This window comes from Streptomyces hamibioticus (genome assembly GCF_047946815.1).
Classification (GTDB): domain Bacteria; phylum Actinomycetota; class Actinomycetes; order Streptomycetales; family Streptomycetaceae; genus Streptomyces.
This window is the reverse complement of the sequence record NZ_JBKKQY010000001.1, coordinates 4378650-4403135: the sequence shown is the minus strand read 5'-3', so window position 1 is coordinate 4403135 and position 24486 is coordinate 4378650. Positions and strand designations below refer to the sequence as shown.

The following is a 24486-nucleotide window of genomic DNA, read 5'->3' as shown; positions in this document are numbered from 1 at the left end:
ATGAGCACGGCCGTCACCTCACCCAGCCCGCTGACGCCCAGCTCGCTGCGCACCACCGGCTCCTCCGACCGGGGATCGCTGGCCCCCGCGCCACCGCCCACCGCCCCCGACCCCGGCTTCCGCACCGACGTCGGCTCGCGTGCCGCCGCCCTCTCCGAATTCCAACACGGCATGACCACTGGGAGGTGACATGGACTTCAACAGCAACCAGTTCCGCCAGTCCGCCTTCCGCGGCTTCGGCGACCAAGCAATGCGCCGCCACCGCGTCACGCCGGCCACCCCCCAAAACGGCACCCCGGCCCAGCCCGCCGCACCCAGCGGCTGGACCCAGCCCGAACTTCCCGACCCGCCCGCCGCCCCACCGCCGCGCGTGGACCCCAGCTCCGTACCTGACAACACCCCGCCGCCCCCTCCGGCCACCCCGTCCGGTCCGGGCCAACAGGTCCGCATCAACCAGCTTGCCTACCGCGCCCAGGGCCAGCGCTTCGGCCCGCCCCCGGAGCCGGACACCACCCCCGCGCCGTCGGCCGTGCCCCCGCGCCCCACCACACCGCCCCGGCCCACCGCGCCGCCCTCCTCGGTCTCGGGCCGCTCCGGCTTCAGCATCACCCCCGGCATGGCCCGTGCCGGCCGCGCCGTCGGCGTCGGCACCTTCGTCGCCGCCAAGGCCCTCCAGTCCATCAACCGGCCGGCCACCGACCCCAAGCGCTCCGGCAACCCGCTGTACAAGACGAACCAGGGGTGGATGCGCTCATGAGCTACCCCAACCGCGCAGGCGCCAACAGCAACCTGATGTACAACCCGCCCTACGCCCAGGCGCAGGCGGGCTCCATGACGTACGCCGGCGGCTCCGGCGGCATGCTCATCTCCGGCGCCCGGGACATCCTCGACGCCCGCCGGATGATGGACAGCGGCCATGTGCCCAGCGCCGAATACCCGGACGGCTACCTCGGCACCATCGGCGCCGGCACCCGCCGTCAGGACAGGTTGCTCAACAACATCGGCGCCCGCGCCACCCAGAAGTCCTACGAGCGCGGCGTGCACAAGGGCGAGAGGATCGACCCGGCCGACTACTACTGGACCGAGGACGTGCACCCGGCCGCCGCTCTCCAGGCCCAGGCCCGCGGCGAGCGCTGGACGCAGCGCGGCTCCATGATCGGCAGCCCCCTGGTGAACGACGGCAAGTCCGAGACGCTCGTCGCCACGCAGGCCCGGTTCGCCACCGCCCAGCGCGTGTACACCCAGGAGATCACCCCCCCGTTCACGGCCGTCAACGAGCAGCGCCGCACGCAGCTCCAGCGATTCCGACCGGCCTGGAGGTGACGTGCATGTTGCAGCAGGACTCCCTCTACGCCCGCCGGCCCTGGGCCACCGCCCGGGAGCAGGAGGTCACCAACTACCTGCGCGAGTGGACGGACATCCCCCCGGACGCCGCCCGCCGCATGAAGCCCCCGGTGCCGAACATCGGCAGGACACCACCGCGCTTTGGATTCACCCAACACGTGCTGTCCATCACGGACATCGCACGACTCGACGACGTGTACCCCGGCAGCCGGGTCGACTTCTCGCAGCGGCAGTCCGGCTATTCCGCCACCTCATTTCCAGCGCTGGGAGTGATCTGAAATGCCCAAGGCGACCCGCACCACCGACCGTCGGCGCACCGGCCGCGGAGACAACGTCACCGGGGTTACCCACGGAAAGGCGAACCTCCAGGACCAGCGCACCGCCGGCCGGTACGCGCCGAAGCCGCCCAGCACCACGTCGGAATTCCAGGCCGGCATCTCCGTCGGCACGTCCATGAGCAAGGGCGTTCCATCCGGCGGAGCGAAGAAGCGTGCGGCACCGGCCGTGCGAAAGCTCGGGGAGACCAAGTGAGTATGCGCGCCCTGTCCGGATTCCTTGTGGCCGCCTTCCACCGCATCAAGGCCACGTACGAACACCTCCGCGCCCAGCGGCGCGCGGAACGCACGAGGAAGGCCCCACCGGTATGAGCTACGCACCCCGCCGCCGCCTGGCCGGCGAACTCGACGAGGGCCTGACCGACGGCACCTACAAGAAGATCAACACCGACCGGGGCGGGGCCGTCGATCCCACCACCTACGCCGTGCGCCAGGACCTGAACGACCTCTGGTACGGCGTCCACGAGACCCCGGTAAAGCGCCGTCCAGACGGTCTGGCCGCACGCACACCCGGGTACGTGCCCAACCCGCCGGCACACCTCTACTTCGGGATGTGACCGTGCGACACCACTACGACGGGCTGATCTACCCGCCCGCCTTCACGAAAAAGGTGCTCGGCCTGGGACTGAGCACCTTCACCGCCGCCGCGTCCCTGCAAAAGGCGCTCGGCAGCACCCCGTTCTCGGTGGTCGACGCACCCACCGACACGGCGCGGTACTACATCGCACTCACCTACACCACGCTCGGCATTCTACTCGGCACGTGCTCGGCCATGTACTCGCTCAAGACGTCCAGCCTGCGCTTGATGGGCTATGTCGCCGCGTACCTGCTCGCCTTCGCGGCCGTGTCTCTTTTCAACTCGCCGGCCACCGTGTGGATGCAGCTCGCCAACGTCATCAGTTTCATCGGCGTTTCCCTGGCAGCCTTTTCCGCCTGGCTGCACCACTTGCGAGAGGGGGACGGTCCATGACGATGTCCGACGTGGCGGCGCAGATCGTTTCCATATTCGTCTCCGCGCTGGGCCTCGTCATCTTTCGCCTGATCGCCAAGTACCTGCCGGAAGACCCCGATCCGATCCCCCGGCCGCGCAGAAAGCCTCTACCGAACGATGACGATGAAAGCGATCCCGGCGCGAGCTGAACCCAAGCGCCTCACGCCCATGCACCTGCTGGGCATCTCGCTGTCCGCCTACACCATCTCACTGGCGCTGTACCGCGGGATGAGCGACGACAGCGCCCTCTCCGTGTACAACACCCACGGCGTCGCCCAGCTCATCGCCGTGGCCTTCGTCGTGGCCGGCGTCGCCATCGGCCTGGTGGCCATGGCCTACGTCATCATCCGCAACAGCTTGCGCCCCATGTGCTACCTGGCCGCCTACATCTTGGCTTTCGCCTCCCTCGCACTGTTCCGGATCGAGGAGAACGCGGCGGTCAACCTCCTCAACAGCCTGCGGTTCCTGACCATCTCCGTCGTCGCCGCGAGCGCCTGGCTGTACCAGCACCGGGAGACCTGCCGTGCACACCAGTGACCTCGTCGCCCAGGTGACCTCCATCGTCGTCGCCGCCGTCGCCATGGTCATCGCCTGGCTCTTCACCCGCCGCTGTCCCAACCCAGCGCCCCCCGCACCCCCGGCCGACCCCCACACCGGCACTGACGCAGAAAGGCCGCTTTGATGGCGAACGAAAAGTGGAACCTCAACACATCGGGCGACCTGACCGCCGAGCCCGGCACCCCGGTCGGCCTGGTCAACCCCCCGCGCACCGCCGACCAGCGAGTGGCAGACCGCCCCGCCGACTACGGTGAGCAGGTCGCCCCACCCAAGCCGCTGTGGTACCTCGACAGCGCCGGCAACGCCCACTCCTACGGCATCACCGAGCCGCACAAGATCCTGCTCTTCTGGCGCTCCAACGTCGGCCAGCAGGATGCCGACCTCGACGACCGCTACTACACCGGCGTCCGCGGCCTCCAGTCCATCGGTGTCACCGGCCACAAGATCACCGTCAACGGCACCGGCGACGTCCACCACCCCGGCGGCGAGACCTCGGCCACCATCGACGGCTACTGGGACCGCACCGACCCAGCGAACCCCGTCTGGACATCCATCAAGCCGGAGACCCAGTACACCTTCACCGTTGCGGCCCACAACGCCCAGTACGAGTACGGGCCGGCCTCCGACCCGCTCACCATCACCACGCCGGCCGTCGGCTACGACCAGCGGAAGCTCACCCTGCCGCCCCGGCCACCCAACGACATCGACTTCGCAGCCCCGCTCCCGGTCATCAGCTCCGCGGCAGGCGGAACGATCCAGCTCCGCTGGACCAAGATCCCGAATGTCACCAAGTACGAGATCTACGACAACACCGCCCAGGACACCACCGACGCCATGGACCTCGGCCGCATCGGGCTGAGCGAAAGCGACGCCAAGCTCGGCGAAGTCACCCAGCCCGCCGGCGCCGGCCCCGTCACCTTCACCACCCCCGCCTACAAGGTCCCCCGCACCCGCTTCGCCCTCAAGGTCCGCGCCGTACGCACCGACGCCAACGGCTCCGCCGTCTCCGAGTTCAGCACGCCGCTGCGCGGCACGATCCCCGCCGCCACCAACCCCCCGGGCAAGCCCAACGCGCCGACCTTCACCACCGCCCCCACCTCCGACGGGCAGCTCCAGATCACCATCACGGCCCCCACCATCAACGCCTCCAATGGCGCCCCCGAGTGGTACGCGCTTTACGACGGCACCCGCAAGGTCGCCACCCTCAGCGCCCCGCTGGGCACCGCCCCGCACGTCACCCTCCAGTACGCGGCTGGCCAGTCCTATTCCTTCACCACCGTCGCCGGGAACAGCGCGGGCTCTTCCACGCCCTCCAATGCGCTCGCCGGCAGCGTCCCGACAGTCTGAAAGGCCGCGCACCATGCCCACCCCCACAGTCGGCCGCACCGTCCTCTACCGGCTCTCCGCCTCCGACTGCGCCGACATCAACCGCCGACGCAAGGACTTCTCCAACGGGCCCGGCTACGCCGACCGCACCGGCTACATCGGGCACGTCGGTAACGAAGCCCTCGAAGGCGCCGTCTGCCCCGCCACCATCGTCCGCGTCTGGGACGACGCCGAAATCACCTGCAACTTGCAAGTCCACTTGGACGGCAACGACACCTTCTGGGCCACCTCCCGCAAGGAAGGCAACGACGTGGCCCAGTGGTCCTGGCCGGAGGTGAAGTAAATGGCCACCCCCCTCACCACCACCGCCTTCCTCAATGCGCTGCGAGCCGAAGGGCTCACCGTCGTCGAGGTCGGCTCCTGGAAGACACACACCCGAACCGCCTCGACCCGCCCGTGGGGCCCGGTCCACGGCGTCCTGGTCCACCACACGGTCACCAAGGGCACGCAGAAGACCATCGACATTTGCCGCCGGGGTTACTCCGGCCTCCCCGGGCCCCTGTGCCACGGCGTCATCGGCAAGAACGGCGTGGTCTACCTGGTCGGCTACGGCCGCACCAACCACGCCGGCGGCGGCGACCCCAGGGTGCTCCAGCAGGTCATCGCCGAGAACTACGGCACCGCACCGAACAAGCCCACCCGAGGCAATTCGGACGGCGTAGACGGCAACAGGCACTTCTACGGCTTCGAGTGCGAAAACCTCGGCAACGGCCAGGACCCATGGCCGGCCAAGCAGCTCGAAGCCATCGTCCGCGCCGCTGCCGCCGTATGCCGCGCGCACGGCTGGACCGCCAAAAGCGCGATCGGGCACCTGGAGTGGTCGGACGACAAGAGCGACCCCAGGGGCTTCACCATGGCGTCCCTGCGCACGCGCATCGCCGAGCGGCTCAAGCACACCAGCTCCTGGTCGCCGGGCGGCACAACCACCTACACCGTCGTCAAGGGGGACACCCTCTCCTCCATCGCCAGGACCAAGCTCGGCGACGCCTCCCGCTACACGGAAATCGCCAAGCTCAACAGCCTCTCCAACCCCAACGCAATCAAGGTCGGACAGGTACTCAAGCTGCCCCCGAAGTAACTCACCCCCGTGAGCCACTGGAAAAGAAAGCAGGCCAAGCATGACCGCCTACGACGTACTGGCCTCTCTATGGAGAACCGCGGTCCCCGTCATCGTCGGATGCGTGGGCGCGGTCCTCGCGCACGTCTACATCGACGTCGATGACGAGGCACTCGCGCAGGCCCTCGTCGCCGCGTTCGCCATCGTCTACCACGGCCTGTTCCGGCTGCTGGAAGCCAAGGTCAGCCCCGCGTTCGGCTGGGCCCTCGGCCTGGCCAAGCCGCCGGCCTACCCCAAGTCCAACCCGACGGTGCCCCCATACGGGAAGCCGCCGGCTACCTGATTCATTTTCGGGCCCTTTAGGGTGACCGGCGCCGGAAAGCCTTCGGGATGGCCGGGGTCCTGTCCCCGTTGAAAGGCACCCTCGTGTCCCGCCCGAAGCTCCCCACCATCTCCTGGCGCCAGACGCGGATCGCCTCCGCCGCCGCACTCGCCACCCTCCTGACAACCGCCTCCCTCACCCAGCCGGCCGACGCCAAGCCCGACCAGCCGCCCGAGCGCCCGGCCGTCCTCACCCCGCCGATGCCCCTGATCGACCAGACCGTGGACGCCGGCCACCTCAAGCTCAGCGCCGCGCTGAAGGCCCAGTCCGCCGCCCAGGCCGCCGCCCACCGCGAGGCCGTCGAGAAGGCCCAGAAGGCGGAGCAGGAGCGCCAGGCCCGCGAACGCGCAGCAGCAGCCGCCCAGGCCGCCCGCGACAAGGCCCGAGCCCGCCAGGCCGAGAAGCGCTCCGCACGCACCGCCCAGCGACCAGCACTCGCCCCCGCAGCCACTGTCTCCGGTGCCAGAAGCTACGCCCGCGCCCGGATGTCCCCCACCCAGTACCGGTGCCTCAGCAACCTGGTCACCCGGGAAAGCGGATGGAACCACCGCGCGACGAACCCCTCCTCCGGCGCCTACGGCCTCTTCCAGGCTCTGCCCGCCTCCAAGATGGCGTCCGCCGGCAGCGACTGGCGCACCAACCCCCTCACGCAAATGCGGTGGGGGCTTTCCTATATCAAGGCCCGCTACGGCACCCCGTGCGGCGCGTGGAATTTCTGGCAGAAAAATCGGTGGTATTAGCGTCCCCACATGACGCGAATCCGCCTGCTTCTCTGCAAGGACTGCCGCACCACTGAAGTCCTGCCCGCCTACGAAGGCGATCCCCGCGGAGATGCGGTCCTCGAATACGCCGCCGCCAAACACGCCTACCCCAACGGGGAAAGGCACTTCGGTCGGCTCTACCCGATCGACGGCGTAGACGAGGACCGCTGGCATTCCTCGGCCGAGATCCGAGAGGAAGTCCTCAAGCGGGTCTGGCAGCAGGAAGGCGCCACAGGAATGGAGCCTTGGGTCTATCAGGCCGTCGACACCCTCAAGGCCGACGCCATGCAGTGCTGGCGCAGCCGGCACCGACCCGAGACCTGCTCCGACTTCCACAGCGACAAGAAGCTCATCACCCCGCCCACCGCCCGAGACCGCAAGAGCGAAGGTCTCCCGAAGTGGGACAAGTCCAACCCCGCCACCCAGCGCTACCTCTGCGACTACTGCCCCATCCGCAGCGTCAACGAGCAGAAGGTGCGTCGCAAGCTGGGGCTGTACAAGTGAGCACACGGCGCCGCCCCGCCGACCGCGACTGGACCCGACGGTTCTTCGACAAGGTCGACAAGGGCACCGAATTCGACGACTGCCACATATGGCTGGGCGCCAAGGACGAGTACGGGTACGGGAAATTCCGCCTCCCGAACGGCCGCACAAAAGGCACCCACATCATCGCCTGGGAACTCGCCAATCAGAAGACCGTTCCGCCCGGCTGGCACGTCGACCACCGATGCCGAATCCGGAGCTGCTGCAACCCGGACCACCTAGAGCCCGTGCCGGCCACCGAGAACGTCGCCCGCGGCGAATCCTTTTCCGCCCGAAATGCCCGGAAAACTCACTGCCCCAAGGGCCACGAATACACCGAGGAAAACACCCGCTGGCACTCCGGCCGACGTGAATGCATCACCTGCATCCGAGCCCGCGACCGCGAACGCCGAGCAGCCCGGCGCGCGGAAAAGCAAGACGCATACGAAATCGACTAGGAGCAGAGCAGCTATGCCCCTCGACACCTCCACTCCCACCGGGCCCGACGGCACCCTCCAGGTCCGCACCGCGTTCATGGTCGTCCAGCACACCAACGGCGAGTGGGAGGCCCTGTCCGACATCTCCAAGCCGGTCACTGCCGAGCACCAGCCCAGCGTGCTGGAGATGAAGTTCGGCGCGAGCGAGGTCGTCTCCGACATCGAGGCCAGCAAGCAAGCCGCCATCACGGCCCACCAGTTGATGGCCATGACGGCACAGATGCAGCAGCAGGCCGCCCACCAGGCCCTCGCCGACAAGCTCAAGATCTAGGGCCGCTGTGCTTACCGCCGTCATGGTCGTCGAGGGAATCCTGCGCACCCCCGCCGGCGAGGGCCACTACGACACCGGCTGGAGCCTGTACCAGGCCCTCGCCAAGAACTCCCGCCTGTACCTGCTCTCCCACACCTGGACCGAGCAGCAGTGCGCCCTCTGGCTGGCCAAACGCCACCTCACCGGCCACCTCGATTTCCTCCACCAGCCCACCCCCGGGCCGGCCGGCCGCCTCGAAGTCCTCAACCGCGTCCGCTCCTGGCGCATCGGTCTCGTCCTGGAGCCCGACCCCACCTGCGCCGCGGCAGAACTCGACGACGGCTGGAACACCGCGCTGATCACCCACGCCGCCTACACCCAGCCCCAATGGCGCCCCGACTACCCCGGCACCCCGCGCCCCTGGGACGACCTCACCACGGCCGTCGAACGGCAGACCGAACTCCGCCTCACCGACCCCCGCACCCAGGAGTCCCCATGATCGTCCCCGCCGACAAGGCCCCCCGCCGCTTCAAACTCATCCGCCGCACCGACGTCACCGGAGTCTCCGGCGAAGGACACGTCGCCGACGGCGTCCAGTGGCCCGACGGCACCTGCGCCATGCGCTGGCGCACCGAAGTCCCCAGCACCGCCGCGTACGCCTCCCTCAACGACATCGAGCACATCCACGGACACGACGGCGCCACCACCGTCGAATTCATCGACCCCGAATGAACCACAGCCGCCAGGCCCGCCTCCTCAGCCGCCTCCACCTGACCCTCACCGTCATCTGGGCGCTGCTCGCCATCCCCACCCTGCTCTGGTGGCCCAACAGCATCCTCTGGGTGGCATTCATGAGCCTCTACGCCAACGTCGCCGCCCACTGGTCGGCCTTCCACAGCGCGCAGGCCGAACGCGAGGCCGAAAAGGACAATTGACGTGGCCATGTCCCGCAAGCACTACCGCGCCTTCGCCGAAATCCTCCGCCAGGCCCGCGAGTACTTCCCCGACAGCGAAGACGCCATCGCCTTCATCACCAGCAACCTCGCCAGGGTCTGCGCCGAGGACAACCACCACTTCCGCCGACAGCAGTTCTACGACGCCGCACAACCGGAGCCACCCTCATGATCGTCTACTTCGCCGGCGCGGAGATCCCCTCGCACCGCACCCTCCTGGCCGCCGAAGAGGCCACCCACGTCGGTATGAGCTACATGGGACTGCGCCGGCGAGTGAAGTTCTCCAAGCCCTGGCTCATCAACGACCACTACCCCCCGCAGCAGTCCGTGTTCCTGGACAGTGGCTGCCACACACTCAACCGCGCCGGCGTCGAGGTCGCCCCCGAAGAAATCCAGGCCATCGCCGACCACTACGACGAGTTCGTGGAGCAGAACCTGGACCGCATCCAGGCATACACGGAGTTCGACGCGCTCACGATGGGCCGCGACTGGATCGAAGCCCGCCGGCAGCACCTGGACCCCGAACGCGCCATCGTCGTCTGGCACGAGGAGTGGGGCATCGACGTCCTCAAGCGCATGGCCGACCAATACCCCTACATCGCCGTCGGCCAGGCCACCTGCGGCGACCGCGACATCATCCCTCTACTGCGCAGCATCTCCCGCCAGATCAAGCTCCACGGCATGGGCTTCAGCAGCCCGCCCCTCATGCTCTCCGCGGACTGGTACAGCGTCTCCTCCACCACCTGGCTCTCCGCGGCCCAGCACGGAGAAACGTTCATCTGGACCGGCTCCGAGATGAAGCGCTACCCCACCCGCTACAAGGCCCAGGCCCGCAAGCGCCACCGCACCCTCATCGCCTCCGCCGGCTTCGACATCGACCTGATCGAAGCCGACGACGCCACCGAGAACCTGCGCCTCTCGCTGTGGTCCTGGCGCAAGCAGATCGACCACATCTCGCAGCGCCAAGGAGACGGAGTAACTCCCACCGCCGAAACGGCCACTGACGGAAACGAGGAAAACCGCCTCGCATCAGTTACGGCGATCCGCTCGGAAGCGGCGCACGAAGGGGTAGCTGAACCACCCGCCGAACGAGTGAAGAAGCTCCTCCCCGGCATCGCCACCGAGGAGTTCACACACCGATACACCGACCCCGACACCGGGAAACGAAAGACCCGCACCGAGCACCGCATCAACGCCGTCGACCCCAACGTCCGGGTCTGCGACGGATGCTTCCTCGCCAAGAAGTGCCCCGAGTACCAGCCCGGGGAGTCGTGCGTCTACGAGATGCCGATCAAGGTCAAAACCAAGGAGCAGTACATCGCACTGCTCGACAGCCTTATCACCATGCAAGCCATGCGCGTCTTCAGTATGCGCATGTCAGAGGAGGTAGAGGGCGGGTACGCGGACCCCAATCTGTCGGGCGAAATGGACCGTCTCGCCAAGTACGTCAAGCTGAAGGCAGACATCGAGGAGGCAGGATTCACCTTCTCCATGAAGATGGAAGGCCGCGGGCAGGGGGCCGGCAACGAGGCCGGGATCATCTCCCGCCTCTTCGGATCACGCTCCGATGGGCCCCCCGCCCTCTCGCCAGCCGGGACAGTGTCAACCGAAGACGCACTGTCCCAGATGGGCATCATGGACGCCGAGATCGTCGAGGAGCCTGCGCCAAGGGAGTAACCCCCTCGTGCCACCCGATGACCGGAAGGCCCCCCTCAGCCCCGCCGGTGCTTCCGCCGCCGACGACGCTCATCCATCCCCATCAACCACTGGCACCCGCCTAACGCGAGCAGGCCGATCGACACCGACGTGACCACCGTGGACGTGTCGCTGCGGAACAGCCACCCCAAGACCTCCACCACAACGCTCCTCCAGACATGACGAAGCCCCCGCTCCGAAAAGCGGGGGCAGACGACGACCGGCGACTACCGGTCCTTGTTCTTCGGGCAGCCCTCATGCGGGTAGAAGCACGCATGCACCCCGATCGCGGTGATCCCCCCGTCCGTCAGCCGTGCCGCAGCGGCGAACCCCGTCACCAGCTCGGCCAGGACTCCGCTCGGCTTCTTGTCCTTGGGGAACTGAAACTTGTCGCCCCGGCTCCCGATGATCGACGCCGCGAGCTTCCCCAGCTCCACCAGCTCGTCGTCCTCCGCATCGCGCAACTCCCAGATGCGCAGCCCGACGAGACCCAGCAGGCTAAGCCGTACGTTGTCCCAGAACTCCTCGTTGTCCATCAGCTCGCTGGGCACGCACGTGACGTACCCGAACCGACCGTGCGGCTCCTGCTGCTGCTCCTCGGCCATACCGACCCCTCCCTTTGATTTCGGGCATGAAAAAGGGCCCCGCCCATAACCAGGACTGGGGCCCAAAAGGCTGAGTGTCAGCCTCTTCTTACTCGATCCGCAGCTCGGGGTGCCGCCGACCGAAGTCGCTGTACCGCTGCCAGGACTTGATGTCCTTGTACGCCTCGTCCAGCAGCGTCACCGTGGCGCGCACACAACGCCACTCCGCCGCCCGGTCCACACCGCTGTGCTGCGAGGCTCGGAACATCAGGTGCGCGGCGCTCTGGATCATGAGCACCCCGTCAGCTCCAATGACGTCGCTTGCCGGATTCGGCTGCATCTTCAGCAGCTTCTCGTACGCCTTCTGGAGCGACCACGCGATGCTCGCACTGTCCGGCTTCTCCGGATCGGCCGGGACACCCGTGAGAACCTGCACCCAGCTCGTCAGATGAGTCAGCACCGCAAGCCGGTAGCCTTCGGCCTGCTCGTCACGTACCTCGTCCAAGGACTGCTCTTCAGCCACTCTCGCTCCCCTTACCCACGCCCGGCGCTCTTGGTGACGCCCACGTACATCTCGTCCAGCAGCCACAGCCGACCGCCGGCGTACACGTACACGTACTGAGGCAACAGCCCCTGTGTCAGGTGCTCGGCCAACTCCGCGGACGGCTCGACTTCGCCGGCCTCCCAAACAGCGAACATCTCGCTCGGCTGCGGGTCCAGCTCCTTCACCGCTTCGAGGGCGGGGAAGAACGTCACCGCGACCTGGTCGGTGATGCTCAGATCGGCGCCGTCGATCTCCGCGCGGGCCGCGACGAGGTACCCGGGCCGCCGCGCATTCTGCACCATGTCTGTGCTGAACTCGCACTCCACGCTCTGGCTGTCCACGGCGAGAAACACGCCGTCCTCGTCAGGGGTGGCCAACGCGTGGCACCCCTTCTCCGCCACGGTGTCGAAGACCATGCCCTTCTCAATCAGCATTCGTCGCTTCCCCCCTCTTTGCGGTCCTTCTCGGCGCTCGGCATGTAGTACTGCTGCATCAGCTCATCCCCCTCCGCGGTCGCCCGCTGCAATAGCGTCACCGGATCTTGCCCATTTCTCCCTCACTCCTCGCGTAGCGCACAGCGTAGGCACCACCACTGACACGGGCCCCCACCTCCCGAAGGAGGCAGGGGCCCAAGACTTTCTGCCCTTTCACCCGTCTGGGCTAGAAGCGAGAGTCCCTTCCCTCGACGTAGTCGGCGCATCCGTCCACCCAGTCGTCCTTATTCAGGCCGGCCAGCTCGTCGGACGGGAAGGCGCCCCACAGCTCCTCGCATCGGGCCTCGGACGCCGCCCGCTCCTCGTCGCTCGGCGACAACCAGGCGCCCCCGAAGGCGTGGTAGCCCTTCTCGTAGCTCCGCTGGTCGATGTCCGGCTCCGCCTCGACGCTGCGCATGGCCAGCCAGACGACCACTGCCAGCGCGCTAAGACCGGTCAGCCACGCCAGAAGCCGCCTTTTTCTGGGACTCACTCTTCTAGCCTCCTCGTAAACGGATTTCCCCATTCGTATGGGTGATATCAAACAAAAAGCATCCATGGGGCGGGTAACGGTGAACGCGCCCGCCCGGCTGCCCGCGGTGTCCCTCGATTGGGTCATCCCATCCCCAGGTACCGTCGCTCCGTGAACTCTGCGCACGACGACCCGGAACTCTTCACCTGGGAGTTCGCCACCGATCCGTACCCCGCTTACGCCTGGCTCCGCGAGCACGCGCCCGTGCACCGGACCAAGCTGCCCAGCGGGGTCGAGGCCTGGCTGGTCACCCGGTACGCCGACGCCCGCCAGGCCCTCGCCGATCAACGGCTCAGCAAAAATCCCCTGCACCACGCTGACGATGCGGAGCGAAAAAGCAAGACCGGTATCCCCGGTGAGCGCAGCGCTAACCTCATGTCGCACCTGCTGAACATCGACCCGCCGGACCACACCCGCCTCCGCCGCCTCGTCTCGAAGGCGTTCACGCCGCGCCGGGTGGCGGAGTTCGCGCCGCGGGTGCAGGAGCTGACGGACCGGCTGATCGACGACTTCGCTGCAAAGGGGAGCGCCGACCTCATCCATGAGTTCGCGTTCCCACTCCCCATCTACGCGATTTGCGACCTGCTCGGCGTCCCGAAGGAAGATCAGGACGACCTTCGAGATTGGGCCGGGATGATGATCCGGCACGGCGGGGGCCCGCGCGGTGGGGTCGCGCGGTCGGTGAAGAAGATCCGGGGATATCTCGCCGACCTCATTCACCGCAAGCGCAGCGCTCTGGGCGACGACCTCATTTCCGGGCTCATCCGGGCGAGCGACCACGGTGAACACCTCACCGAGGACGAGGCCGCCGCGATGTGCTTTGTGCTTCTGTTCGCTGGCTTCGAAACCACCATTAACTTGATCGGCAACGGCACTCACGCACTACTGCAACACCCCGCTCAGCGGCTCCTGCTCCAGCAGGCCCTCGCACAAGGCGACGACCGCCTTTTGGCGACCGGAGTCGAGGAGCTACTGCGGTATGACGGACCAGTGGAGCTGGCGACGTGGCGCTATGCGACTCAGCCGCTCGAAATCGGCGGTGAAGAGATTTCCCAGGGCGATCCTGTCCTCGTCGTGCTTGCTGCTGCCAACCGTGACCCAGCGCGTTTCGACGCACCGGACACCCTCGATCTGACGCGCCGAGATAACCCACACCTCGGTTACGGTCACGGTATCCACTACTGTCTGGGCGCTCCCTTGGCCCGGTTGGAGGGTCACACAGCGTTGGCCACTCTCCTGCGCCGGCTGCCGGACCTACGCCTGGCTGTCGACCCTGCGGAGCTGCGCTGGCGTGGTGGGCTGATCATGCGGGGCCTGCGCACGCTGCCGGTCTCCTTCACCCCTTGTTGATCATGAGCGAGGCCCCCGCTCGTAGCGGTGAGTGGGGGCCTCGGGGTGTCGTTTCAGCAGGTCAGGAGCTGATCAGACAATAAACTTGAATTCTGCTCCTGCCTGAATCGGTGTCTCGAAGCCGGCGAACAGCAGGATGAAGGCCATGGCGGCGGCCTCGTTCTCGGTGAGGTGCTCACCGTGGTCGGAGGCCCGGATGAGTCCGGAGATGAGATCCTCGCCGGGGCCGGGCTCGGCGGGCAGCGCGGCCCGCTTCCGGTGGATGAGGTCGGCGAGATAGCCCCGCATCTTCTTCACCGACCGGGCGACCCCGCCCCGGGGCCCTCCGCCGTGCCGGATCATCATGCCCGCCCAGTCCCGGAAGTCGTCCTGGTCCTCGCGCGGGACGCCGAGCATGTCGCAGATGGCGTAGATGGGCAGCGGGAAGGCGAACTCGTGGATGAGGTCGGCGGAGCCGCGCGGGGCGAACCGGTCGATGAGGTCGTCGGCGAGTTCCTGCACGCGGGGCGCGAACTCGGCGACGCGGCGGGGGGTGAACGCCTTGCTGACCAGCCGGCGCAGCCTGGTGTGGTCCGGCGGGTCGATGTTGAGCAGATGGGTCATCAGCTCGGCCTTGCGCTCGCCGGGGATGCCGGTCTTGCCCTTGGCGTGCGCGGGCTCGCTGTGATGCGCCGGGTTCTTGGACAGCCTCTGGTCGGCGAGCGCCTGCCGGGCGTCGGCGTACCGGGTGACCAGCCAGGCCTCGACCCCGCTGGGCAGCTTCGTCCGGTGCACGGGCGCGTGCTCGCGCAGCCAGGCGTAGGCCGGGTAGGGGTCGCTCGCGAACTCCCAGGTGAAGAGGTCGGGGGCGGGCGTGCGGGGGGTGGTCTGGTCGGTCACCCCTCGACGGTAGCGGGCGGGGCGGGGCGTCGGCTCAGCCCCGGTACCTGTGCCAGTGCCGGACGATCTGATCGGCCTGGGCGCAGAAGCGGGCGTACTGCTGCTCGGTGCACCGGATCTCGATGTAGGGGGCGGCCAGCCAGACCGTGCGGCCACGAGTGGTGCGGACGCGGACCCGGTGCGCGCCGTGGCCACGGCTGGTCTTCTCCTCCACGGTGACGGACTCGACGTCCGTCCACGGCACGGAGCGCCGCGCCAGGGGACGGCCCGTGCGGATGCCCGTCCCGTCCACGACGGTCCTGCCGAGGGCCACGTTGAGGAGGAACGGCGAGAGGGCTGCCAGGGCGATGCCCAGTACGTCGAAGAACGTGACGTGCCCGAGCGACACCCGGATCAGTCCGATCACGCCCCACACCGTGCAGACAAGGGCGAACACCAGCGAGCGCCCGCGGTCCGGGGTGCGGAACTCCAGTCTCACGGGGCTCCGCCGCACGCTACGCGCCTTCCCCGGGGACCATGGCGAGGGCGCCGAGGACCAGGGGGGCGTCGCGTCGCGCGGTGGTGATGCGAACTGTCCGGTCACCGTCCCGGCATTCGATGACGACACCGTCCTCGTACCGGAAGGTGTGCTGCCAGTCCTCGGGGTCGTCGTGCCGCAGTGGCCGGACGCGCTGGACGGTCAGCGTCTGCGGAAGCGCCCTGCGGGCAACGCGCCCGTCGGGGTCGGGGGTGGCGGCCGGGCGTCCGTCGCCCACCACCAGGTGGTCGAAGCCGTCCACGCTGTAGGGGACGTCACCGTGTACGGTCGCGCGCACACACTGCTTCCCGGCAGGCGGTACCGGGACGATGTCGCTGGTGTCAGCGGCGCGGTCGGCGCGACGGCGCAGCCTCCACGCCCACAGGCGGGCCAGGGCCGCGACCGCGGGCGCACCCGCGGCCGTGATCAGGAGGGCACCCGGGACGCCACTGCCGGTCATGCCTCCGACGAAGCCGACACAGCCCTGGGCACCGGCGCCCAGACCGACCACGGTGAGCTGCCGGGGCCGGGCCTGCGCTGCGGGCGACGGGCGGCGGTGCCACCAGCCGCCCCACAGCAGACCGAGTCCCAGCGGCAGCAACAGCAGGCCGAAGGCCAGCGGGCCTCGCCAGTCGTCGGCCGGCGACGCCTGGGTCTCCTGGGTCAGGGCGCCGAACCGGACGGTGCGCACCTCACCTCGCCAGTACGTCAGCATGACCTCGTCACCGGCGTGTACCGCGTCGTACACCGGGTCCGCCCCGGCCATACACACGCGTTGCGCGGTATCCCTGCCCCGCTCGGCGAGGAGGAGCCAGTACAGGTGGCTCTTGACGCGAGACTCCTCCTCCTTGCCCGCGACGACAGCCGGAACCGTCGTCGTGCACGACTCCGATGCCGTGCCGACCGGGCAGGCGGGCGCCGTGTCGTACGCACGCTTGTCCGTCAGCGAGCTCGGCACGGTGGCGAACAGCCCGGTGGAGAGCAGCACAAGGAGCAGACCGAAACCAGCGGCCGCCAGTGCCTTCGGCTTGGAGCAAGCTCCTTGCCCGCAGTCCGTCATCCGCACCACCCTCGCCCCTCCACTGCCCCCGGCCGACCGTCCCTCCGAGGTTCAACAGGCTTGCCACCCTGTTCCTCACTTTCCCGCGTCGCGCGGACGCCGCCGCCTGACTTTCCACAGGCCCCTTACCGCAAGAAGACTGAAGGCCACAGAGATCGCCCCAACCGCTAGACACGGAAGGGAAAGCCACCACATCCTGTCCAAGGCAGAGACAACACCGATGCACAACCCTCCTGGAGCCCAAATGAATACGGCGATACCAAGACGGTGTTGCATGTAGCTGATCGGAATCCGCTCACCATCGGGGCGAAATGGCAGCAAGCTACACGCGACACGCACAGAGATGCCGTCCTTCTCATCAGCACCGTCGCCTCGCTTGCCTTCGGCGAATTCAGCCATTGCACACTCCAGACTCCGTTACGGACGGTGCCCGTGACGGGGATCGCTAGCCGTGGCTGGTCTTCTCCTCCACAGCGACGGATCGACGTCCGCCCACGACAGGAAACTCCTTCTCAGCGCCCAGCCGGTCGGCGGCGGCCCTCCAGGGCCACCGATGAGCGGGATGGACATCCATAGCAGGGGTGTCCGCTGGCGCGAGTTCACCGTGACGGCACAGTAATTCAGCGTCGGCTCAGTCCCTGGACCTGTGCCAGTACTGGATGATCCGATCGGCCTGGGCGCAGAAGCGGGCGTACTGCTGCTCGGTGCACCGGATCTCGATGTAGGGGGCGGCCAGCCAGACCGTGCGGCCACGAGTGGTGCGGACGCGGACCCGGTGCGCGCCGTGGCCACGGCTGGTCTTCTCCTCCACGGTGACGGACTCGACGTCCGTCCACGGCACGAAGCGCCGCCCGAGAGGGCGGCCCGTGCGGATGCCCGACTCGTCCACGACCGTCTTGCCGAAGGCCACGTTGAGGAGGAACGGCGACAGGGCCAGCAGCGCGATGCCCAGGATCTCGACGAACGTGACGTGCCCGAGCACGACCCGGACCAGACCGTACGCGCCCAGGACCACGCAGACGGCGACGAACACCAGGGTGCGCATCCGGTCCGGGGTCAGGAACTCCAGCCGTCCTTCGGGCGGGACACCCTCGTTCTCGGGATGGGAAACCATGGCTCTTCTCTCTTCTTCTCGGCACACCGCCCACTGAGCAGGGTGCCCCGGGCGCACGCGCGCCCGGGGCACCCTGGTGACGGTCGTCGGCTACCGGTTGCCCAGCGACCAGTTCGACCAGTCGGTGGTGGAGGCACCGACCAGGGTGGGCATCGCGTCGTACTTCGCGGCAATGTACTTCGACGCGGCTCCCATGGCGGCGCCACCCTCACCCTTGCCCGGCAAGGCCGCCTTGATACCGCCCGCGATGTACTTGGCGCCCTGGACGCCCAGTCTGCTGGCGGCACGTCCGGCGAGGCGTCCCGCACCGCCTCCGATCAGGCCGAGGCCCACACCGACGGCGGCGTTCTTAAAGTTCTGGCTTCCGACTCCCTCGCGGGCCGCGTAAATGCCCGCACTGGCCACGCCGGTCCCCAGTGAGATCGCGGCGAGCGCCGCCGCCACCGGGGCGCCGACCCCGGTCAGCGCCAGGAGTCCGGCCGCGGCTCCGGTCATGGTACTGAACTTGCCCAGGACGTCCGCCATTCCCGTGGAGGTCGCTGCGTCCAGGCCCCTGGACACGGCGCTCCGTACGGAAGAGGCGGCCTTCCTGACGCCTTGGCTCGCCTTCTTGGCCGCCGATCTGACTTGGTCGGCCTTCTTTTTGACGTACCCCCCGACCCTCTTGGTGACCTTCTTGGCGTAGCGGGTCACCTTCTTGGCGTACTTCTTGACCGTCCGGTACGTCTTCTTGACGACCTTGCTGACCGTCCTGGCGACCTTCTTGACGGTGCGCTTAACCGTCTTGGCCACCCTCTTGACGACGCGGCTGACCTTCTTTACGGCCTTCTTGACGACCTTCTTGGCCTTCTTGACGACCTTCTTGACCTTCTTGACAACCTTCTTCGCGACCTTCTTGACGGCGTTCTTGATCTTGCCGAAGAACAGGCCGTCCGGGTCCGAGAAGCTGACCGGGTTGTTGTTCGCGTACGCGTACGCGTTCATACGCTGCGACGCGCCGTAGTCGATCATCGGGTCGACGCTCAGGAAGCGGCCGAGTGCCGGGTCATAGGCCCGGGCTCCCAATTGGGTCAGCCCGGTGGCGTCCATGGTGCCATCGACGAATCCCCGGTTGACCGGCCACGCGGCCGACAGCTGGCCCCGCTCCTCGCCGAACGGATCCAGCGAGCGGTGCGTCACCTCCTGAGTGGTGGCGTCGATCGCCGTCGTACCGGTGCCGTGGTGGTCGGCGAACAGGAACTGGATCTGCCCGTCCGCGCGGGCCGCGACCGTCTCGCCGTCGAAGTCGTAGTAACGGGTTCCGGCCTGCGTCCCGTCCGGCTTGAGCAGCAACTCGTTGCCACCGGGCAGGTAGAGGGTCGTACCGGTGCCGTCCTTGCGCAGCAGACGGTCCCCCTCCGGGGTGTAGACGTACTCGGTGTCCGCCTTGCCCGCTTCCTCGACCTTGCTGAGCTGGTTCTCGTCATCCCAGGTCAGGGTCTGCTCACGGCCGCCCGTCGCACGGGTGACGGTGTTGCCCGCCTGGTCGTAGGTGAACGTGTCGATCGAGGTCGTACCGGCCCTGGCCGTCTCCACGGAGGTCAGCGCGGTCGGCTTGGCACCGCCGGGCTTGGCGTAGCGGTAGTCGCGCACGACGTCCGCGGCGCCGTTGCCCGACGTGTCGTGACGGACCTCCTTGATCCGGTTGCCCAGTGCGTCGTACTCGTACGAGGTCCAGTACGGCTTAGGGCCGCCGACGGTGGCCGCGGACGGGGTCGAGGCGCAGTTGTCGACGGCGGTCCACGCCTGGGCGAGCCGCTGCAGCGCGTCGGTGACGAAGCACTGCGTGTCCTTCAACTGCGACTGGTCCTGGCCCTGTTCGGTGACGATCCGGGTGACGTTGCCCGCCAGGTCGTAGGTGTAGTGCTGATCCTCCACCCGCTGGGGCGACAGGGTCCGGTCGGTGGTCACCCGCTGCAGCTCACCGGTGTGCTCGTCGTAGGACCAGCTGCGGTAGAGGCGGCGGGTCTGGTCGTTGTACTCACTGCGCAGCGTGCGCCCGAACGGGTCGTACATGGTGGAGTTGACCAGGATCCTGCCGCCCGCGGTCAGGCCCTGGGCCTGGTCGTCGGCGCCGTACCGGGTGACGACGCGCTCCGCGGGCAGGTCTCCGATGGCGGGCTGGACGATCTGGGTCGGCAGTCCGGTGATGCTGTTGTAGCTGTAGGCCCACCGGTAGCTACCGGCCAGCTTGCCCTCGGCGGCGGGAATGACCACCTCGAAGCCGGTGGCCTGGTAGTCATCCGTGTATCCGGTGATGCGCTGGGTGTAGGCGTTGCCTCCCGCGTAGCGCACGGACTCCGACATCTCGCCCTTGGCGACGGCGTCGTACTTCCACTCCGCGAGGAGCGTGCCGCCCTTCTTCAGCGCGGTCTGACGGCCCAGCTCGTCATAGGAGTAGGTGAGCGTCACACCGCGGGCGTCGGTCATGCTCACCGGCCGGCCGAGCGGGTCGTAGGTGCTGGTGGTCGTGCCCTGGTCGGGGTCGGTGGAGCGGATCTGCTGCCCGCGCAGGTCGTATGCGAAGGAACGCTCGTTGCCCGCCGGATCAGTGATCTTGGCCAGCGAACCGCGCTTGTCGTACGTGTACTTGACGGACTGCGACGCCGTACGGGCCGGGTTGGTGTACTCGATCACCTCCGTGGTACGGCCCAGCGCGTCGGTGACGGTGGTCGCCGCCATCCCGCCCGCGGGCGGGATGACCGTGGTGTGGTTTCCGTCGTAGACCGTCGTGCTGCGGCGGGTCTCCGTGCCGTACTTCATCGAGACGGTCACGGTCTCCCGCCCGGCGCCGTCGAACTCCGTGCGCGCCACGGCCGGTGACTTGGTGTCGTCGCCCGTCACCAGGACGGGCTCGGGGGAACCGGTGGCGTAGTAGTCGTCGAACACCTTCCACGGCAGGCCGCGGGAGTCGTACTGCGTCTCGGTGAGTACCCGTCCCGTGCCGTTCGCGGAGCTGAACTGGGCCTGGCGCTCGCGCAGCAGACCGTCGTACAGAACGTAGCTGGCCTCGGTGGAACCGTCGCCGCGCAGCTCGCGGGTGGTGACGGCGGCGGGCTCGGTGCGTGAGATCCGGTACTCGTACGAGGCGTTCGGGGAGTCGGGGTACTGGCTCTTGCTGCGCCCCGGCTCCCATACCTTCACCACTCGGCCGAGCGCGTCGTAGGCGACGTCCGTCCGCTTGCCGTTGGGGTCGATCTCGGCGGTGACGACGCCTCGCCGCGGATCCAGTTCCGTGGTGAGGGTGTGGCCGAGCGGGTTGGTCACCACCGTCTTGGTCACCGGGCCGGTGGCCGGGGTGTAGCCGGTGGTGATGCTCTGGTTCTCGGCGTCGGTGACCTTCGTGGCCCGCCCGTAGGCGTCGTACGACGTTGTGGCGGCGGTGATGAAGCCGGTGCCCTTGTCGTCGTTCTCGTCCTGCCGGGTGGCGTTGCCCTTGGTCGGCGCGGCGCCCAGGGTGGTGCTGCCGTCGTAGTAGGTGCGCTCCTCGGAGATCAGCTCACCGGGGGCGGCGCAGGTGCCGGCGGTGGTCTTCTCGGAGGCCTCCAGCTCCAGGATGTTCGCCGCCGTGTTACGGGCGTAGGTCATCTTCGTGCAGGACTCGTCGCCGCTCTTGGCGGTGTCGCCGTGGTCGGTCTCCGTGGCGAGCATGCCGTAGGCGTCGAAGGTGCGCTCCGACTTGGTGCGCTGCCAGCCGCCGCCCTTCAGCGGGCTGCGGGTGGTCTCCTCGGCCACGTCGGTCTGGTACGCGGTGAGCGCGGAAAGACCGGCGCGGGCGCGGGTGGCCGTGGGGCCGCTGCGCCACGGCGTGGTGGTCTCCTCTTCCAGGATCGCGCCGCCCTCGTACGTGGCGTCGGCGCGCTCGACTCCGGCGAACACCGGATGGTCGGCGACCGTGTTGCCCTCGAAGTCGGCGACGGTCGCGCCCTCGATGCCACGGAAGTAGCGGGTCCGGCTGTCCAGCCTGGGGCCGTCGGTGCCGTTGCCGACCTGGGTGCGGACCTCACCGTAGCCACGGAAGTCGCTGTAGGTGCGGTGCTCGGCCTTGGTGAACTCGTCCTCGCTCTTGGCCCAGGCCGCGCCGCCCACGTAGGTGTAGTCGGTCTGCTCGGTGGGCGAACCGCCGACCAGGTCGTTCTCCAGCACGCGGGTGACGACGTACTTGTGGAACCAGTCCTTGACCGGCTTGTAGTCGGCGGCCGGGGAGTCGGCCGAGGACCAGTACACCGGGTAGCAGCGCTTGGTGTTGGTCGACTCCGCGGGCAGGCTGCCCGGGGTGCACTCGGGCGCCGAGTAGGTCACGCCGATGGTGGAGCCGGTCTCGGTGTTCACCTGGCGGACGCGGTAGCGCGTGATCGGCGGGATGCCGTCGCCGGTGGTGTCGACGCGGTTGGCGAGCTGCTGGCCGAGGAAGGTGACCTCGGGCAGCTTCTGCGCCGGGTCGGCGGTGTGCCCGGTGCGGGTGATGCCCGCCAGCCACAGCGCCGGGGTGGTGCCGTCACCCGGGTCGGGGAACTGGTGGCGCAGGTCCCAGCTGTCCACGGCGGCGTAGGAGGTGCCGGCCAGGACCTTGGTGGTGATCTTCGTCAGCCGCTTGGTGGTCCAGAAGGTCGGCGCGATCTTCGCCTTGCAGTCCTCGCCCTCGCGGCAGTACTGGTCGACGGGGACGTCGGGCCAGCGCTTGGCGTTGGCGGCGGTCATCTTCGACGGCGCGCAGTCGAACGTGGCGTCCGGCAGACAGCGCTCGGCGACGGTGAACTCCACCTTCGCCGCGGCGGCGTTGGTGCCGTAGAGGTTGCCGGCGCGCAGGCCGTACTCGATGCGCAGCGGGTAGCCGCCCCGCTCGTACGCGGTCACGGTGCCGAGCCCGGTGGTGGCGCTGGCGTTGCGGGCGTAGCGGTTGGTCTCCGCGGCGTAGTAGTAGGCGGTGGCGTTGTCGTTGGTGTCCACGACGTAGTCGAGGTTCCAGCGCCAGGCCTGCTTGCAGTAGGAGTCCGCGAACGAGGTCTTGTGGCAGGGCTCTCCGGACTGGTTTCCGTAGACCGGCACGGTCCAGGTGGAGTTGGTCTCCGCCTTGCCCGACGTCCAGCCGGGCAGCCGGTGGTAGCCGAAGTGGTACTGGGTGCCGTCGGTGGTGGTGATCCGCCAGTACTCGCCGTCGTTGTCACCGTTGGCGCGGGCGGTGTCCTTCAGCCGCTCGATGCGAGTGCCGTCGTCGTCCTTGAGCTTCCAGGTGCCGGTGGTGTCGTCCCGGACCAGTTCGTGGGACTCGCCGTCGAGGGACATCGTGGCGTTGTCGCTGCGCCAGCACATCTCGCCGTTGTTGGCGGTGTTGTTGCCGCCCGACTTGTCGTCGTTGCAGGAGGCGTAGCGGCGCTCGATGTAGTTCTCGGTCATCGACCAGCCGTCGCCCACCCAGTTGGCCTGGTTGTTGGTGGCGGCGGTCCGGCCGTCCAGCGACTGCGAGTTGTAGCCGAGTCCCAGCTCCGGCTCGAGGCCGCCGGGCGTCTCGGGGGTCTGGATGTCGTAGGACCAGGTGAAGCCACCGGAGGAGGACCCGGCCGCCCAGTGGCCCGAAGGGCTGAGCGGGGTCGCCTTGTAGTCGCCTCCGCCGCCGGAGGGGGCGGCGGTCGCGGCGAGCAGGGTGACGCCCGAGTCGGCGGAGCCGGCCTCGCGGGCGAGCATGGTCCGGGCCCCGCCCTCGACCGGGTCACCGGACAGTTCGGCGGTGCCGTCCACGGGCACGTCCGCGGTCAGGGTCTTGTCGTCGGCGTCGTTGTCGCCGGCCAGCGGCTTGACCGTGGAGCACTTCTTGGCGCCGGGGTTGTCCAGCGCGCAGTGCGGCAGCTGGACGAAGGAGAGCCGGGAGGCCCAGTCGGCGCCGTAGGCGTGCTCGAAGTCGGAGTAGTCGAGGGTGACCCGGACCTTGCCGTCCTCGCCGCCGCCGGTGCCGCGCACCGCCACGACGACGCCCTCGACGCCGAGCCGCTTGGTGGTCGCGCGGTCGAGGACCTGGACCTCGGCCGTCTGCGGGGGCGCGGTGTCCTTGCCCTTCCGGTCCTTCTCCGGGAGGCCGACGGCGACCGGCAGCGTGCCCGCCCTGCGGGTGGTGCCGCGCCGCTCCGGCAGGTCGGCCTCGGCGGTGGCCGCCCGGGGCCACTTGACCTTCGGGGTGGTCCGCAGCGCGTCTCGCGCGGCGTCGTTGCGGCCCCCCGCCTTCTCGGTCCGCACCTCGGAGACCGGCACCGGCTTGACCTCGTCGAGGCCCGGCAATTTCAGTTTTCCGGCCGCCACCGCTATGTCGGTACCCAGAAGTCCGGTGAACAGCGCGGCTGTTGAGGTGATGGCTGTGGCACGTCTCCATCGGCGTTGCCTGATGGATGATCTTCTGCGCCGCTTCCCCGCCGCGGCGCCCAGGGTCTTGAACACTCCCGCCCCCTGTCAGTTTCAAATAAAACGGAGGTAGATTACGCGGGCTTTACTGATCACGAAGAGGGCGAATCAGACCTATCGGACAAGCTCTATAGTCCGCCGAGGAAACGTTTCTGAGCTGTGATCAGACGGGACCTGGAGGGAATTCAGGCCACCGCGAGCGTTTACTCTTCTCTGGATTTCGCCGAGTATCCGGTGCCTTCTCCGAGGGCACCGGCGCACTGCGGGCAG

The 24486-nt window shown here is 68.3% G+C and carries 32 protein-coding genes and 1 pseudogene; 24 read left to right on the top strand and 9 right to left on the bottom strand.

Features of this window, described 5'->3' with window-relative positions; translation table 11 throughout:
* From ACLGIH_RS19925 to ACLGIH_RS19815, 23 genes are all read left to right on the top strand, one after another.
* On the top strand, positions 1 to 189 hold the full coding sequence (locus ACLGIH_RS19925; RefSeq protein WP_416526600.1) for a hypothetical protein: 189 nt from the start codon (positions 1 to 3) through the stop codon (positions 187 to 189).
* Position 190: 1 nt separating this feature from the next.
* Complete coding sequence (locus ACLGIH_RS19920; RefSeq protein ID WP_416526599.1) at positions 191 to 757, top strand: hypothetical protein; 567 nt, start codon at positions 191 to 193, stop codon at positions 755 to 757.
* Entirely contained in the window at positions 754 to 1323 is a 570-nt protein-coding gene (locus ACLGIH_RS19915) for a hypothetical protein (protein WP_416526598.1), read from the top strand. The genes ACLGIH_RS19920 and ACLGIH_RS19915 overlap by 4 nt, the downstream gene beginning before the upstream one ends.
* A gap of 5 nt (positions 1324 to 1328) precedes the next feature.
* Positions 1329 to 1622 carry a hypothetical protein gene (locus tag ACLGIH_RS19910; RefSeq protein WP_416526597.1) on the top strand — a complete coding sequence of 98 codons (294 nt, stop codon included), beginning with the start codon at positions 1329 to 1331 and terminating at the stop codon, positions 1620 to 1622.
* A 1-nt stretch (position 1623) separates the two neighbouring features.
* On the top strand, positions 1624 to 1875 hold the full coding sequence (locus ACLGIH_RS19905; protein WP_416526596.1) for a hypothetical protein: 252 nt from the start codon (positions 1624 to 1626) through the stop codon (positions 1873 to 1875).
* 112 nt (positions 1876 to 1987) lie between these two features.
* Positions 1988 to 2236 (top strand): hypothetical protein, encoded by a 249-nt coding sequence (locus ACLGIH_RS19900; protein ID WP_416526595.1) that lies wholly within the window; start codon positions 1988 to 1990, stop codon positions 2234 to 2236.
* On the top strand, positions 2233 to 2649 hold the full coding sequence (locus tag ACLGIH_RS19895; protein WP_416526594.1) for a hypothetical protein: 417 nt from the start codon (positions 2233 to 2235) through the stop codon (positions 2647 to 2649). The genes ACLGIH_RS19900 and ACLGIH_RS19895 overlap by 4 nt, the downstream gene beginning before the upstream one ends.
* Entirely contained in the window at positions 2646 to 2819 is a 174-nt protein-coding gene (locus tag ACLGIH_RS19890; protein ID WP_416526593.1) for a hypothetical protein, read from the top strand. The genes ACLGIH_RS19895 and ACLGIH_RS19890 overlap by 4 nt, the downstream gene beginning before the upstream one ends.
* Positions 2788 to 3207: a hypothetical protein gene (locus tag ACLGIH_RS19885; protein ID WP_416526592.1), complete on the top strand. Its 420-nt coding sequence runs from the start codon at positions 2788 to 2790 to the stop codon at positions 3205 to 3207. Before ACLGIH_RS19890 ends, ACLGIH_RS19885 begins: the two co-directional genes overlap by 32 nt.
* The gene (locus ACLGIH_RS19880; RefSeq protein ID WP_416526591.1) at positions 3194 to 3352 is read left to right on the top strand and encodes a hypothetical protein; all 159 of its coding nucleotides are present in this window, start codon (positions 3194 to 3196) and stop codon (positions 3350 to 3352) included. The genes ACLGIH_RS19885 and ACLGIH_RS19880 overlap by 14 nt, the downstream gene beginning before the upstream one ends.
* Entirely contained in the window at positions 3352 to 4575 is a 1224-nt protein-coding gene (locus ACLGIH_RS19875) for a fibronectin type III domain-containing protein (RefSeq protein ID WP_416526590.1), read from the top strand. The genes ACLGIH_RS19880 and ACLGIH_RS19875 overlap by 1 nt, the downstream gene beginning before the upstream one ends.
* Positions 4576 to 4588: 13 nt before the next feature.
* Entirely contained in the window at positions 4589 to 4897 is a 309-nt protein-coding gene (locus tag ACLGIH_RS19870; RefSeq protein ID WP_416526589.1) for a hypothetical protein, read from the top strand.
* Entirely contained in the window at positions 4898 to 5692 is a 795-nt protein-coding gene (locus tag ACLGIH_RS19865) for a peptidoglycan recognition protein family protein (protein ID WP_416526588.1), read from the top strand. It begins immediately after the preceding gene.
* Between the two features lie 103 nt (positions 5693 to 5795).
* Positions 5796 to 6014, top strand: coding sequence for a hypothetical protein (locus tag ACLGIH_RS19860; RefSeq protein WP_416526587.1), 219 nt, complete (start codon positions 5796 to 5798; stop codon positions 6012 to 6014).
* Between the two features lie 83 nt (positions 6015 to 6097).
* Entirely contained in the window at positions 6098 to 6793 is a 696-nt protein-coding gene (locus ACLGIH_RS19855) for an aggregation-promoting factor C-terminal-like domain-containing protein (RefSeq protein ID WP_416526586.1), read from the top strand.
* A 9-nt stretch (positions 6794 to 6802) separates the two neighbouring features.
* Positions 6803 to 7318, top strand: a complete 516-nt coding sequence (locus ACLGIH_RS19850; RefSeq protein WP_416526585.1) for a hypothetical protein — start codon at positions 6803 to 6805, stop codon at positions 7316 to 7318.
* A complete protein-coding gene (locus ACLGIH_RS19845; protein ID WP_416526584.1) occupies positions 7315 to 7794 on the top strand; it encodes an HNH endonuclease signature motif containing protein in 480 nt (159 codons plus the stop codon). Before ACLGIH_RS19850 ends, ACLGIH_RS19845 begins: the two co-directional genes overlap by 4 nt.
* Positions 7795 to 7807: 13 nt before the next feature.
* The gene (locus ACLGIH_RS19840; protein ID WP_416526583.1) at positions 7808 to 8104 is read left to right on the top strand and encodes a hypothetical protein; all 297 of its coding nucleotides are present in this window, start codon (positions 7808 to 7810) and stop codon (positions 8102 to 8104) included.
* A 22-nt stretch (positions 8105 to 8126) separates the two neighbouring features.
* The gene (locus ACLGIH_RS19835; protein ID WP_416526582.1) at positions 8127 to 8582 is read left to right on the top strand and encodes a hypothetical protein; all 456 of its coding nucleotides are present in this window, start codon (positions 8127 to 8129) and stop codon (positions 8580 to 8582) included.
* On the top strand, positions 8579 to 8815 hold the full coding sequence (locus ACLGIH_RS19830) for a hypothetical protein (protein WP_416526581.1): 237 nt from the start codon (positions 8579 to 8581) through the stop codon (positions 8813 to 8815). Before ACLGIH_RS19835 ends, ACLGIH_RS19830 begins: the two co-directional genes overlap by 4 nt.
* A complete protein-coding gene (locus tag ACLGIH_RS19825) occupies positions 8812 to 9018 on the top strand; it encodes a hypothetical protein (protein ID WP_416526580.1) in 207 nt (68 codons plus the stop codon). Before ACLGIH_RS19830 ends, ACLGIH_RS19825 begins: the two co-directional genes overlap by 4 nt.
* 1 nt (position 9019) lies before the next feature.
* Positions 9020 to 9208: a hypothetical protein gene (locus ACLGIH_RS19820; RefSeq protein WP_416526579.1), complete on the top strand. Its 189-nt coding sequence runs from the start codon at positions 9020 to 9022 to the stop codon at positions 9206 to 9208.
* The gene (locus ACLGIH_RS19815) at positions 9205 to 10713 is read left to right on the top strand and encodes a hypothetical protein (protein WP_416526578.1); all 1509 of its coding nucleotides are present in this window, start codon (positions 9205 to 9207) and stop codon (positions 10711 to 10713) included. The genes ACLGIH_RS19820 and ACLGIH_RS19815 overlap by 4 nt, the downstream gene beginning before the upstream one ends.
* Positions 10714 to 10958: 245 nt before the next feature.
* Here ACLGIH_RS19815 and ACLGIH_RS19810 read toward each other — a convergent pair whose 3' ends face one another.
* From ACLGIH_RS19810 to ACLGIH_RS19795, 4 genes are all read right to left on the bottom strand, one after another.
* The gene (locus tag ACLGIH_RS19810) at positions 10959 to 11336 is read right to left on the bottom strand and encodes a hypothetical protein (RefSeq protein ID WP_416526577.1); all 378 of its coding nucleotides are present in this window, start codon (positions 11334 to 11336) and stop codon (positions 10959 to 10961) included.
* Between the two features lie 88 nt (positions 11337 to 11424).
* Complete coding sequence (locus ACLGIH_RS19805) at positions 11425 to 11838, bottom strand: hypothetical protein (protein WP_416526576.1); 414 nt, start codon at positions 11836 to 11838, stop codon at positions 11425 to 11427.
* 11 nt (positions 11839 to 11849) lie between these two features.
* Complete coding sequence (locus ACLGIH_RS19800) at positions 11850 to 12293, bottom strand: hypothetical protein (RefSeq protein ID WP_416526575.1); 444 nt, start codon at positions 12291 to 12293, stop codon at positions 11850 to 11852.
* 226 nt (positions 12294 to 12519) lie between these two features.
* Positions 12520 to 12825 (bottom strand): hypothetical protein, encoded by a 306-nt coding sequence (locus ACLGIH_RS19795; protein ID WP_416526574.1) that lies wholly within the window; start codon positions 12823 to 12825, stop codon positions 12520 to 12522.
* 150 nt (positions 12826 to 12975) lie between these two features.
* Between ACLGIH_RS19795 and ACLGIH_RS19790 the strand changes: the two genes are divergently transcribed.
* Complete coding sequence (locus ACLGIH_RS19790; RefSeq protein ID WP_416526573.1) at positions 12976 to 14214, top strand: cytochrome P450 family protein; 1239 nt, start codon at positions 12976 to 12978, stop codon at positions 14212 to 14214.
* A gap of 105 nt (positions 14215 to 14319) precedes the next feature.
* On the opposite strand, the pseudogene ACLGIH_RS19785 reads toward ACLGIH_RS19790, so the two are convergent.
* The 5 genes and pseudogenes from ACLGIH_RS19785 to ACLGIH_RS19765 all read right to left on the bottom strand — a co-directional run.
* Positions 14320 to 15093 (bottom strand): annotated as a pseudogene (locus ACLGIH_RS19785) (cytochrome P450 family protein); the annotation flags it as partial.
* Positions 15094 to 15127: 34 nt separating this feature from the next.
* Positions 15128 to 15571, bottom strand: a complete 444-nt coding sequence (locus ACLGIH_RS19780; RefSeq protein WP_416526572.1) for a PH domain-containing protein — start codon at positions 15569 to 15571, stop codon at positions 15128 to 15130.
* A 16-nt stretch (positions 15572 to 15587) separates the two neighbouring features.
* Entirely contained in the window at positions 15588 to 16670 is a 1083-nt protein-coding gene (locus ACLGIH_RS19775) for a hypothetical protein (protein ID WP_416526571.1), read from the bottom strand.
* A gap of 631 nt (positions 16671 to 17301) precedes the next feature.
* Complete coding sequence (locus tag ACLGIH_RS19770; RefSeq protein WP_416526570.1) at positions 17302 to 17784, bottom strand: PH domain-containing protein; 483 nt, start codon at positions 17782 to 17784, stop codon at positions 17302 to 17304.
* 90 nt (positions 17785 to 17874) lie between these two features.
* Positions 17875 to 24117, bottom strand: coding sequence for an RHS repeat-associated core domain-containing protein (locus ACLGIH_RS19765; RefSeq protein ID WP_416526569.1), 6243 nt, complete (start codon positions 24115 to 24117; stop codon positions 17875 to 17877).
* Positions 24118 to 24486 lie beyond the last annotated feature (369 nt).

Coding starts and splice junctions, on each gene's coding strand:
- ACLGIH_RS19925 (WP_416526600.1), top strand. CDS start 1: ATGAGCACGGCCGTCACCTCACCCAGCCCGCTGACGCCCAGCTCGCTG.
- ACLGIH_RS19920 (WP_416526599.1), top strand. CDS start 191: ATGGACTTCAACAGCAACCAGTTCCGCCAGTCCGCCTTCCGCGGCTTC.
- ACLGIH_RS19915 (WP_416526598.1), top strand. CDS start 754: ATGAGCTACCCCAACCGCGCAGGCGCCAACAGCAACCTGATGTACAAC.
- ACLGIH_RS19910 (WP_416526597.1), top strand. CDS start 1,329: ATGTTGCAGCAGGACTCCCTCTACGCCCGCCGGCCCTGGGCCACCGCC.
- ACLGIH_RS19905 (WP_416526596.1), top strand. CDS start 1,624: ATGCCCAAGGCGACCCGCACCACCGACCGTCGGCGCACCGGCCGCGGA.
- ACLGIH_RS19900 (WP_416526595.1), top strand. CDS start 1,988: ATGAGCTACGCACCCCGCCGCCGCCTGGCCGGCGAACTCGACGAGGGC.
- ACLGIH_RS19890 (WP_416526593.1), top strand. CDS start 2,646: ATGACGATGTCCGACGTGGCGGCGCAGATCGTTTCCATATTCGTCTCC.
- ACLGIH_RS19885 (WP_416526592.1), top strand. CDS start 2,788: ATGACGATGAAAGCGATCCCGGCGCGAGCTGAACCCAAGCGCCTCACG.
- ACLGIH_RS19875 (WP_416526590.1), top strand. CDS start 3,352: ATGGCGAACGAAAAGTGGAACCTCAACACATCGGGCGACCTGACCGCC.
- ACLGIH_RS19870 (WP_416526589.1), top strand. CDS start 4,589: ATGCCCACCCCCACAGTCGGCCGCACCGTCCTCTACCGGCTCTCCGCC.
- ACLGIH_RS19865 (WP_416526588.1), top strand. CDS start 4,898: ATGGCCACCCCCCTCACCACCACCGCCTTCCTCAATGCGCTGCGAGCC.
- ACLGIH_RS19850 (WP_416526585.1), top strand. CDS start 6,803: ATGACGCGAATCCGCCTGCTTCTCTGCAAGGACTGCCGCACCACTGAA.
- ACLGIH_RS19840 (WP_416526583.1), top strand. CDS start 7,808: ATGCCCCTCGACACCTCCACTCCCACCGGGCCCGACGGCACCCTCCAG.
- ACLGIH_RS19835 (WP_416526582.1), top strand. CDS start 8,127: ATGGTCGTCGAGGGAATCCTGCGCACCCCCGCCGGCGAGGGCCACTAC.
- ACLGIH_RS19830 (WP_416526581.1), top strand. CDS start 8,579: ATGATCGTCCCCGCCGACAAGGCCCCCCGCCGCTTCAAACTCATCCGC.
- ACLGIH_RS19825 (WP_416526580.1), top strand. CDS start 8,812: ATGAACCACAGCCGCCAGGCCCGCCTCCTCAGCCGCCTCCACCTGACC.
- ACLGIH_RS19815 (WP_416526578.1), top strand. CDS start 9,205: ATGATCGTCTACTTCGCCGGCGCGGAGATCCCCTCGCACCGCACCCTC.
- ACLGIH_RS19810 (WP_416526577.1), bottom strand. CDS start 11,336: ATGGCCGAGGAGCAGCAGCAGGAGCCGCACGGTCGGTTCGGGTACGTC.
- ACLGIH_RS19800 (WP_416526575.1), bottom strand. CDS start 12,293: ATGCTGATTGAGAAGGGCATGGTCTTCGACACCGTGGCGGAGAAGGGG.
- ACLGIH_RS19775 (WP_416526571.1), bottom strand. CDS start 16,670: ATGACGGACTGCGGGCAAGGAGCTTGCTCCAAGCCGAAGGCACTGGCG.
- ACLGIH_RS19770 (WP_416526570.1), bottom strand. CDS start 17,784: ATGGTTTCCCATCCCGAGAACGAGGGTGTCCCGCCCGAAGGACGGCTG.